Here is an 11106-nt window from a genome sequence, read left to right as displayed (position 1 = left end):
TCAAGGTTACGGATGGTAACGTGGGGAGTACTCATGCTGATTGGTCTGCAAAAAGCAGTAATAAATTCAGAACTTCAGAATACCGTCAAGTCCCGAAAAAAGAAAAATCAGGTGCGGAATGACGGGTGGATCCGTAAAACAGATAAATATTTCAAATTATTTCACAGTGATTTTTGGATGACTAACCCGACGAGCGCAATATTGACAACAAGATTTGAGATATGTTTTTTTTAAATAAACTCATAAAGTCAAAACACCATGGATATGAGAATTTTTAGCAAATGCAACTTTACGCTTGTCGGCCTACGTGAAATTTTTTCACGTGTCCCTGCGCTGCATGTAAAGTCTGCAAACCGATTTACATTGATACCCCAGGGAAGAAAAAAATGCATTTTTATCATCGATGGCACAAGTGAAGGCTTCGAGGAATACTACGCATCGATAAAATGTCACTTTTATGACATTGTTTCCGTTTTCATCATTATCAATAATTCAAACCATGAACCCGTTTGCATTGATGAAAAAACGGTGCTTATTCCTAAATCAACGCCGATCGGCTATTTCTATAACGCATTGAATATAGAAGAAATTAATGAGAGTTGTGCCGCTCAACCGGTTAAACTCTCTAAATCCGAGCATGCGGTATTTCGGTACTGGAGCGAGGGGTATTCACCGGAAGTGATCGCAGAACGGGTGGGAATTAATAAAAAGTCAGTACTGAACAGCAAAGCAAGACTGTTAAACAAATACGGCGTGCACGATAAGAACTCTCTGCTACTGATTGCCAGCATCCTGTTTAAGCGAAAAATCATTAAACTGGGTGAAAGCAGCGAAAACACGCCTTAAGCGCGCTGGATGTGGTAAACGGGGATAAAAAAAGGAGGCCATGGCCTCCTTTTTTTATGCCTTCAGATTAGGCATCTTCCAGGTAAGTATAGCCATACAGGCCGCTTTCGAACTCATCCAGGAACTGCGACTGAATGTCAGCAGGCAGGTTGGTCTCCTTCACCTGATCGCGGAAACGGGCCATCAGTACCTCGGGATCCAACTGGACGTATTCCAGCATGTCTGCCACCGTGTTGCCTTCATCAGACTCTTCCAGTTCAATGGAGCCGTCCTGGAACACGTAAACGTCTACGGTCGCCGTATCGCCAAACAGGTTATGCATGTTGCCCAGGATTTCCTGATAGGCACCAATCATAAAGAAGCCCAGCAGCGGCGGATTTTCCGGATCATACGGTGGCATCGGCATGGTGGTCGCGATACCATCACCATCGATGTAATGGTCGATCGTCCCGTCCGAGTCACAGGTAATATCCAGCAGTACAGCACGGCGCTCAGGCAGTTTGTCCAGACCTTCTAGCGGCAGCACTGGGAACAGTTGATCGATCCCCCACGCATCCGGCATCGACTGGAACAGCGAAAAATTCACATACAATTTATCCGCCATGCGCTCCTGCAATTCGTCAATAATCGGACGGTGTGCGCGGTTGCTGGGATCAAGCTGTTGCTGGATCTGCTGGCAGATGCTGAGATAGAGCTGTTCCGCTTTTGCACGCTGCGTCAGATTTAACATCCCGTGCGTATATTGGGTATGCACATCATGCAAATCCATCTGGCTGTCGTGCAAACATTCACGCAAGGAACGCCGCGTTCCCGGCATTTTGATCTCCTGCCAGGTTGACCACAGGCTTTCCAACGCACGAGGATCGTCCTCTTCCGGCGGCGTCGGCTCGCTAAACTCGTTACGCTCCACCCCAATGATATTGGACACCAGCACCGTGTGGTGTGCAGTAACCGCACGCCCAGATTCGGTGATCACCATCGGGTGCGGCAGACCGTGCTCATTACAGGCATCGCCAATGCCCCAAATCACGTTATTGGCGTATTCGTTCAGGCCATAGTTTACCGAGCAGTCGGATTGAGAACGGGTGCCCTCATAATCCACACCCAACCCGCCGCCGACGTCGAAACACTGAATGTTGACGCCCAGCTTGTGCAGTTCCACATAGAAACGGGCAGATTCGCGCACGCCCGTGGCGATATCACGAATATTGGCCAACTGAGAACCGAGATGGAAGTGCAACAGTTGCAGACTGTCCAAACGCCCTGCTTCGCGCAGCATCTCGACCAGTTGCAGAACCTGCACCGCAGCCAGACCAAATTTGGATTTCTCACCGCCGCTGGATTGCCACTTGCCTGAGCCCTGCGAGGCCAGACGCGCACGCACGCCGAGGCGCGGCACCACGTTGAGTTGCTCAGCCTCTTCCAGCACCAGTTTAATCTCGGACATCTTCTCGATGACCAGATACACCTTGTGTCCCAATTTCTCGCCGATCAGTGCCAGACGGATGTATTCGCGATCTTTGTAACCGTTACACACGATCACGGTGCGCGTCATACCCGCATGTCCCAACACGGCCATCAATTCAGCTTTTGAACCTGCTTCCAGTCCCAGCGGTTCACCTGAATTCACCAGCGATTCAATCACACGCCGATGCTGGTTAACCTTGATGGGATACACCAGGAAATAGCCACCTTCATAGCCGAAGGACTCACGCGCACGACGAAACGCGGCGTTAATCGAACGCAAACGGTGTTGCAGGATTTGCGGAAAACAGAACAGCGCAGGCAAACGCTGATTGTCCTGCTGCATCTCTTTCACCAGCCGCGCCAAATCGACGCGGGCTTCCGGCACGTCTGGATCCGGGCAAACGCTGATATGCCCCAACTCGTTCACGTCGTAATAGTTGTTGCCCCACCAGGCAATGTTGTACGTCCGTAGCATCTCGCTGGCATTGCGGTCATTCATGGCCACCTCTTGCATAGAGCGCAAATATTCACGTTTACCCGTCGCTGACGAGCCATTTTCAATCATATCGTCAGACATAACGAACCTCTTTATTCATTCCACTCATCACATTACGACCTGCCCCAAAACGCTGTGTCACGTCCATCCACGTTGATGGCGACAGCAGTGAAAAAACTGGCTGCATGCAGTATGCCGCCGTTATGTGACCTTATTAGTGTAGTAAAACACGCTAGCAGACTCCGTCGCACCCGCGAGAGAAAACGTAACAATCCGTGCCTGCGCAACAAAGGCAGCAGCACACGCGTTGGGTTACACACCTAAAAAACGAGAAAGACAACGCACGCAAACGCGGCAAAAACCCTGAACATAGGCGTATCAGCCTGCCCGGGAGTCCTGCGTTAAGCTCATGGACACGCGACTTCGGGAAACAGCAGAGTGAGAAGAAAAAAAGAAAGGCTGAGTATTTGACGCCGATACGTCAAAAGAAACTTGTTGCGATTGCAACGGACTCGGCAAACCGTGGATCATTAAACCTATCACCTCCGTGCCGCCGCAACGATTGCGGTCAGGCTATGGGTCAAAACAGGGAGCGTACACCCTTTCCGCTACGCTTTACGGCGCACTGCGACCGCTCGCCGTTTATACCGATATGTGGGGGGAAAAGCAAAATGAAAATCACTTTTCGATGGTCTAAACGGAAAAAAAACGGCAATACAAAATTTCGATGATAGCCGTCCTGAAACAAAAAACCGCTGGTAATCCGTCCGCCAAGTGACCTATAATAGCCATCCAGATGTTAATCCATCTATACTGTTTTACTGACACACCGCGACTACTACAGCATTTGCTTTGAAGGTATAAAAACGCATGGCTAAACACCTTTTTACGTCGGAATCCGTTTCTGAAGGGCATCCGGACAAGATTGCAGACCAGATCTCTGATGCGGTTCTTGACGCCATTTTGGAACAAGATCCCAAGGCGCGCGTCGCCTGTGAGACTTACGTGAAAACCGGTATGGTGTTAGTGGGCGGTGAGATCACCACCAGCGCCTGGGTAGATATTGAAGAGATCACGCGTCGTACGGTACGTGAGATTGGCTACGTCAACTCCGAGATGGGGTTTGATGCCAACTCCTGCGCCGTGTTAAGCGCCATCGGTAAACAATCGCCGGATATCAATCAGGGCGTCGATCGCAGCGATCCACTGGAACAAGGAGCGGGCGACCAGGGCCTGATGTTCGGTTATGCCACCAATGAAACCGATGTGCTGATGCCCGCTCCCATCACCTACGCTCACCGTTTGGTACAGCGTCAGGCTGAAGTGCGCAAGAACGGCACGCTGCCGTGGCTGCGCCCTGATGCAAAAAGCCAGGTTACCTTCCAATATGATGACGGTAAGATCGTCGGTATTGACGCGGTGGTCCTGTCAACACAGCACGCAGAAGACATTGCGCAAAGCGATTTGCATGAAGCGGTGATGGAAGAGATCATCAAGCCGGTTCTGCCGTCTGAATGGCTCTCTGCCAGCACCAAATTCTTTATCAACCCGACAGGCCGTTTTGTTATCGGTGGCCCGATGGGTGACTGCGGTTTGACCGGTCGCAAGATTATCGTGGATACCTACGGCGGTGCCGCCCGTCACGGCGGCGGTGCGTTTTCCGGCAAAGACCCATCCAAGGTTGACCGCTCTGCGGCCTATGCCGCGCGCTATGTGGCTAAGAACATCGTCGCTGCGGGTTTGGCCGATCGCTGTGAGATTCAGGTTTCCTACGCCATCGGCGTGGCCGAACCGACCTCAATCATGATCGAAACCTTTGGCACAGAAAAAATTCCAACCGAGCGCCTCACTCAGTTGGTACGCGAGTTCTTCGATCTGCGTCCTTACGGGTTGATCCAGATGCTCGATCTGCTGCACCCGATTTATCAGGAAACTGCTGCTTACGGTCACTTTGGCCGCGAGCACTTCCCGTGGGAAAAAACCGACAAGGCCGCACAACTGCGCGCGTCTGCCGGTCTGTAAACACCACAAGGCATTCCGCGCTGTTATACCCTAAATAATTCGAGTTGCAGGAAGGCGGCAAGTGAAGGAATCCCGATGAGCTTACTCCGGTAAGTGATTCGGGTGAGTGAACGCAGCCAACGCATCTGCAACTTGAAGTATGACGGGTATAGTTGCAACGGCTTTTTCCACGATCTATCCTCAAAGCCATGAACTCGCCTCGCATTCCTATCGCGCTCCACCACGCTGTCATGCACTGTCTGCGTGAACGCCTGCAATTCGCCAATCAAGCCTTAGGCAGCCAGTATTCGGAGCCCAGTGTCAGCTATCAGCAGCGCGGCGCAACCGCCGGGACCGCCTGGTTACAGCAATGGGAAATCCGTCTGAACCCGGTGCTGCTGCTGGAAAACCAGCAGACTTTCATCGATGAGGTCGTTCCCCACGAACTGGCTCATCTGCTGGTGTATGCCCGCTTCGGCCGCGTAGCGCCCCATGGCAAAGAATGGCGCTGGATGATGGAGCAGATTCTGCAAACCCCGGCGAAACGCACACACCGTTTCGCCACCACCTCCGTGCAGGGCAAAACCTATCCTTACCGTTGCGCCTGTCAGCAGCACCAGTTAAGCGTGCGTCGCCATTACCGTGCCCAACGCGGCGATGCCACCTATCGCTGCCTGAAGTGCGGTAAACCACTCCAGTTTGACTCTGCGCCACAAACCTGAGCCTTTATTCTCACTGCGCGATAAAACGCACAGTATCCATTTGCGCGACAGGTCGACGTTCGCTACTCTGCGCGTTTCACGCCAATGGGTAGATTTGGAACATGCTTCGCAACATTCTTGTTATTTCCACACTGAGTGGTGCACTGTTTTCGGCGTTTGCCGCAGCGCAAACCATCAACAATTTCACTCAGGCCAAAGCCGTTGCCGCGCAAATTCATCAGGACGCTCCCGGCACCTTCTATTGCGGCTGCCGTATCTCCTGGGACGGTAAAAAAGGCACCCCCGACCTCGCCTCCTGCGGTTATACCGTGCGCAAAAACGCCGATCGCGCACAGCGTATCGAGTGGGAACACGTGGTGCCTGCCTGGCAGTTCGGTCATCAACGCCAATGCTGGCAAGAAGGCGGTAGAAAGAACTGTACCCGCGATGAGGTATATCGCGACGATGAGGTATATCGCGACATGGAAACCGATCTGCATAACCTGCAACCCAGCATTGGTGAGGTGAATGGCGATCGCGGCAACTTTATGTACGGTCAATGGAACGGTGGCGAAGGCCAGTACGGCCAATGCGCGATGAAGATTGATTTCAAAAACAAGCTGGCAGAACCGCCCGAACGGGCACGCGGTGCCATCGCCCGGACCTATTTTTACATGCGCGATCGCTACCAACTGCGGCTTTCCAGCCAGCAAACCCTGTTATTTACCGCATGGGACAAGCGCTACCCGGTGACATCCTGGGAATGCACTCGTGACCAGCGCATTGCCGAGCAGCAGGGGAATCATAATCCTTACGTTCAGCAGGCTTGCCAGCGCTAGTTCCACTACCTACTATAGAGCGTTCAACCAACACCGCAGACCACGAGATGTGCTGCGGTGATAGCGTAAAAACATCGCCACCAGACACGCGCTTGTGAATCACCGAAGGCCAAGATAGACCTATGCGAATACCGCGTATTTTTCACCCCGCGACCGTGCCGCTCACGGGGGGTGACATCGAATTGAGCGAGGATGCCGCCAATCATGTAGGCCGCGTACTGCGCATGAATCCGGGCGACGCGTTGCAGCTTTTTGACGGCAGCAACCACGTTTTTGCCGCCGAGATCCTGTCGGTCAGTAAAAGGCAGGTTATCGTCCGCGCGCAACCCGGCGTTTGGCAGGACAAAGAGTCACCACTCCATCTGCATCTGGGTCAGGTGATGTCACGTGGCGAGAAGATGGAGTTCACCGTGCAAAAATCCATTGAGCTCGGGGTCAATGTCATCACACCGCTGTTTTCTGAACGTTGCGGCGTGAAGCTGGACGGTGAGCGACTGGAGAAAAAAATCGCGCAGTGGCAAAAAATCGCCATCGCCGCCTGCGAGCAGTGTGGCCGAAACCAGATTCCTGAAATCCGGCCCGCCATGTCGCTCGAAGCGTGGTGCTCCGAGCACGATGAAGCGCTGAAATTGAATTTACACCCGCGTGCGACGCACAGCATCAATACGCTGCCTGCACCGCTCTCGCGCGTTCGGTTACTCATTGGTCCCGAAGGGGGCCTGTCTGCCGATGAGATCGCGATGACGGCCCAGCACCACTTCACCGACATTCTGTTGGGGCCACGCGTTTTACGTACTGAAACGACTGCACTTACCGCCATTACCGCCTTACAGGTGCGTTTCGGCGATGTGGGGTAAAGGAGAAAAACCATGATCAAGCTCGGCATCGTGATGGATCCCATCGATTCCATCAACATCAAGAAAGACACCAGCTTTGCCATGCTGCTGGAAGCGCAACGCCGCGGTTATGAGCTGCATTACATGGAGATGAACGACCTCTATCTTCATGCCGGTGAAGCCCGTGCCACCACGCGTCGCCTCAGCGTACAGTACGACTATGATGGCTGGTACGATTTTCACGGCGAGCAGGATATCGCCCTGCACGAACTGGATGCGGTCCTGATGCGTAAGGATCCGCCGTTCGATACCGAATTCATCTATGCCACCTATATCCTGGAGCGAGCAGAAGAAAAAGGCACGCTGATCGTCAACAAGCCGCAAAGCCTACGTGACTGTAACGAGAAGCTGTTTACCGCCTGGTTCCCGCACCTGACGCCGGATACGCTGGTCACACGCCGCGCCGACAAACTGCGTCAGTTCCACCAGCAGCATGGTGATGTGATCCTCAAACCGCTGGATGGCATGGGCGGCGCATCGATTTTCCGGCTGAAACAGGATGATGCTAACGTTTCAGTCATCATCGAAACCCTGACCGAACACGGCCAGCGCTACTGCATGGCGCAAAACTATCTGCCCGCCATCAAAGACGGTGACAAACGCATTCTGGTGGTGGATGGCGAACCCGTGCCTTATTGCCTGGCGCGTATCCCGAAGAGCGGTGAAACGCGTGGTAACCTGGCCGCGTGCGGACGCGGTGAAGCTCGCCCGCTGACGGAAAGCGATTGGCAAATCGCTCGCGCGGTGGCACCTACGTTGAAACAGAAAGGGCTGATTTTTGTCGGTCTTGACGTCATAGGCGATCGACTGACGGAAATCAATGTGACCAGCCCTACCTGCGTGCGGGAAATCGAAGAGGCATTTCCTGACGTTTCCATCACCGGTATGCTGATGGATGCCATTGAGCGCCGCCTGGCAGATCGCCAACGTTAATGCTCCGTGCGTTAATGTTCTGAACGTTAAGGTTCTTGGCGTTAATGTGCTCTACGTTAAGGCACTTCGCGTTAAGGTATCTTGCAGCCGGTGCCCAGCATGCTGGATACCCACCGATACCAGCCCGTGGCAACACGGGCTTCCCCTTATCCCTGACAAGAGCGAATAACCACGCACAATGAATTTACAGCATCATTTTCTTATCGCCATGCCAGCCATTCAGGACCCGGTTTTCAAACGCGCCCTGATCTATATTTTTGAGCACAATGAAGACGGCGCAATGGGGCTTATCGTCAACAAACCGATGGACCAATTTTCGGTAGAAGATATCCTGAGCAAGCTGCATATCGAGCCGACGCCGCGCGATCCCGATATTCGTCTGGATAAACCGGTGTTTTCCGGTGGTCCGCTGGCAGACGATCGCGGTTTTATTCTGCACACGCCGCAGTCAGGTTTTGGTTCCAGCATCAGTATTTCCAGCGATGTGATGGTTACCACGTCAAAAGATGTGCTGGAGACGCTGGGTACGCCGACACAGCCCCGTGAAACGATGGTTGCCTTAGGGTATTCCGGCTGGGAACAGGGACAATTGGAAACGGAGCTGTTGGAGAACGTGTGGCTCACCGCTCCGGCAGAAGCCGATATCCTGTTCCATACCCCGATTGCAGAGCGTTGGCGCATGGCGGCCAAAAGGATCGGTATCGATATCCACAATATCGTAGCCGATGCGGGGAATGCCTGATGACCAACCGAACCCTGCTAGTCTTCGATTTTGGCACCAAAAGCATCGGCGTAGCCATCGGCCAAGAGGTCACTGGCACCGCGCGAGCGCTTACCGCGTTCAAGGCGCAGGACGGCGTGCCTGACTGGAACCAGGTAGAAAAAATAATCAACGAGTGGCAGCCTGATTTACTGGTGGTGGGATTGCCGCTGAACATGGATGGCACCGAGCAGGAGCTGACCGCAAGAGCGCGTAAATTCGCCAACCGCTTACACGGCCGTTTCGGCAAACCGGTCGAACTACAGGATGAACGTCTGAGCACCGTAGAAGCACGGGCAGACCTGTTTGAACGCGGTGGGTTCCGCGCATTGAATAAAGGCCAGGTGGATGCCACCTCGGCCGTCATTATTCTGGAAAGCTGGTTCAGTCGTCAAACGCCGGGGCAGTAAAGCGATGCCCATCCTATTTCACGTAGCAAAGATGTTGGCCACGCGAAGTCGTTAGGGTATGACAATACCTCTCAGCGGCGTTCGTGCAAACCGTCGCTATTCGTCCGGAAACTCAGCGATGAAACGTTCCACGTCGTTCACCATGGATTCGGTGCCGACAAAGAATGGGCAGCGCTGGTGCAATTTCTCCGGCTCAATATCAAGAATACGGCGTGCGCCATCGCTAGCTTTACCGCCTGCCTGTTCTGCCAGGAATGCCATCGGGTTGCATTCGTACAGCAAGCGCAGTTTTCCTTTCGGATAGCTTGCAGTGCTCGGATACAAGTAGATGCCGCCTTTCAGCAGGTTACGGTGAAAATCCGCCACCAGTGAGCCGATATAGCGCGAGGTATAAGGACGCTGCGTTGCTTCATCCTGTTCCTGGCAATACTTGATGTATTTCTTCACGCCCTGCGGGAATTTGATGTAGTTCCCTTCGTTAATCGAGTACATGTTCCCTTTTTCAGGGAAATGCACACGCTCGTGCGACAGACAGAAAACGCCCAGAGAAGGATCATAGGTAAAAGCATGCACGCCGTGACCGGTGGTGTACACCAGCATGGTCGAGGAACCGTACACGATATACCCTGCTGCCACCTGTTTGTTACCCGGTTGTAGGAAATCCGCTTCCGTGACCGGCGTACCCAACGGGGTAATACGACGGTAAATGGAGAAGATGGTGCCAACAGATACGTTAACATCAATGTTGGAAGACCCATCCAGCGGGTCCATTAACACCACATATTTGGCGTTTAGACCGCGGTCGCCTTCAAAAACGACGATCTCATCTTCTTCTTCGGAGGCAATCCCCGCTACTTCACCACGCGCTTTCAATGCCGCTTTCAGTTTTTCATTGGCATACAGATCCAGCTTCATCTGCACTTCGCCCTGAACGTTCGACACGCCGCTGGTTCCCAGGATATCAACCAACCCAGCTTTGTTGATATCACGGTGAATAATTTTGGCGCCCAGTTTGAGTGCGGACAACAGCGCGGTCAGTTCACCGGTTGCGTGAGAGAAATCGTGCTGTTTTTCGACGATAAATTCGCCTAACGTTTTCATAACACTATTCCAGAATCTACGAATGAAAAGCGGTTTCAGTTTTCACCGCTCATGTTTGCGCATGCAGTGTAGCCCAAACAGAAAGCCGCACCTAGTCAAATCCATTTCTTATGCATAATCCAGGCGCTAGAATACGCGAATACTTTCAGTAACTTATGGAAAATATATGCGTATTCATATTTTGGGCATCTGCGGCACCTTTATGGGCGGTTTAGCACTGCTCGCTCGTTCACTGGGCCATGAGGTTACCGGTTCGGATGCCAACGTCTATCTTCCGATGAGCACGTTGCTGGAAGAACAAGGCATCAGCCTCATTCAGGGATATGACCCTGCACAGTTAGATCCTGAGCCAGATTTGGTGATCATTGGCAACTCCATGAGTCGCGGCAACCCTTGCGTTGAGGCGGTGCTGGAAAAAAGCATTCCCTACGTCTCCGGGCCGCAGTGGCTGCATGACGCCGTACTGCGTGAACGCTGGGTGATTGCCGTTGCGGGCACACACGGTAAAACCACCACCGCAGGGATGGTAACCTAAATAACTGTTCCGAATAGTAGATCACCTGAAGGGAACTCAGTCCGAGTTGAGCGATCTGATCAATCGATAAAGATCCCAAATCATCAACCGGACTGAGCGATGTCGAGCATAGCACCGATAC

At 52.9% G+C, this 11106-nt stretch carries 10 protein-coding genes and 1 pseudogene; 9 read left to right on the top strand and 2 right to left on the bottom strand.

From position 1 onward, the window contains the following. Positions 1-258 precede the first annotated feature (258 nt). Positions 259-846, top strand: a complete 588-nt coding sequence (locus tag ACTBDZ_RS10985) for a helix-turn-helix transcriptional regulator (protein ID WP_438815335.1) — start codon at positions 259-261, stop codon at positions 844-846. Between the two features lie 67 nt (positions 847-913). Here ACTBDZ_RS10985 and speA read toward each other — a convergent pair whose 3' ends face one another. Beyond that, entirely contained in the window at positions 914-2890 is a 1977-nt protein-coding gene (speA, locus tag ACTBDZ_RS10980; protein WP_438815334.1) for a biosynthetic arginine decarboxylase, read from the bottom strand. A gap of 789 nt (positions 2891-3679) precedes the next feature. Between speA and metK the strand changes: the two genes are divergently transcribed. From metK to ruvX, 7 genes are all read left to right on the top strand, one after another. Beyond that, entirely contained in the window at positions 3680-4831 is a 1152-nt protein-coding gene (metK, locus tag ACTBDZ_RS10975; RefSeq protein ID WP_438815333.1) for a methionine adenosyltransferase, read from the top strand. Between the two features lie 188 nt (positions 4832-5019). Then, the gene (locus tag ACTBDZ_RS10970; RefSeq protein ID WP_438815332.1) at positions 5020-5532 is read left to right on the top strand and encodes a SprT family zinc-dependent metalloprotease; all 513 of its coding nucleotides are present in this window, start codon (positions 5020-5022) and stop codon (positions 5530-5532) included. 101 nt (positions 5533-5633) lie between these two features. After that, entirely contained in the window at positions 5634-6350 is a 717-nt protein-coding gene (gene endA, locus ACTBDZ_RS10965) for a deoxyribonuclease I (protein ID WP_438815331.1), read from the top strand. Between the two features lie 122 nt (positions 6351-6472). Beyond that, positions 6473-7207 carry a 16S rRNA (uracil(1498)-N(3))-methyltransferase gene (gene rsmE, locus ACTBDZ_RS10960; RefSeq protein WP_438815330.1) on the top strand — a complete coding sequence of 245 codons (735 nt, stop codon included), beginning with the start codon at positions 6473-6475 and terminating at the stop codon, positions 7205-7207. 12 nt (positions 7208-7219) lie between these two features. Next, positions 7220-8179: a glutathione synthase gene (gshB, locus tag ACTBDZ_RS10955; RefSeq protein WP_438815329.1), complete on the top strand. Its 960-nt coding sequence runs from the start codon at positions 7220-7222 to the stop codon at positions 8177-8179. Between the two features lie 178 nt (positions 8180-8357). After that, on the top strand, positions 8358-8921 hold the full coding sequence (locus tag ACTBDZ_RS10950; protein WP_438815328.1) for a YqgE/AlgH family protein: 564 nt from the start codon (positions 8358-8360) through the stop codon (positions 8919-8921). Continuing rightward, the gene (ruvX, locus tag ACTBDZ_RS10945) at positions 8921-9349 is read left to right on the top strand and encodes a Holliday junction resolvase RuvX (RefSeq protein ID WP_438815327.1); all 429 of its coding nucleotides are present in this window, start codon (positions 8921-8923) and stop codon (positions 9347-9349) included. Before ACTBDZ_RS10950 ends, ruvX begins: the two co-directional genes overlap by 1 nt. A 96-nt stretch (positions 9350-9445) precedes the next feature. Here ruvX and fbp read toward each other — a convergent pair whose 3' ends face one another. Further along, positions 9446-10450, bottom strand: coding sequence for a class 1 fructose-bisphosphatase (gene fbp / locus ACTBDZ_RS10940; protein ID WP_264623810.1), 1005 nt, complete (start codon positions 10448-10450; stop codon positions 9446-9448). Between the two features lie 166 nt (positions 10451-10616). On the opposite strand from fbp, the pseudogene ACTBDZ_RS10935 reads away from it, so the two are divergent. Next, a pseudogene (locus ACTBDZ_RS10935) lies at positions 10617-10982 on the top strand (Mur ligase domain-containing protein); the annotation flags it as partial. Between the last annotated feature and the right edge of the window lie 124 nt (positions 10983-11106).

The organism is Symbiopectobacterium sp. (assembly GCF_051710365.1).
In the GTDB taxonomy this organism is placed as follows: Bacteria; Pseudomonadota; Gammaproteobacteria; order Enterobacterales; family Enterobacteriaceae; genus Symbiopectobacterium.
Note: the sequence above shows the minus strand (reverse complement) of the source record. Positions and strands in the feature narration are given on the sequence as shown.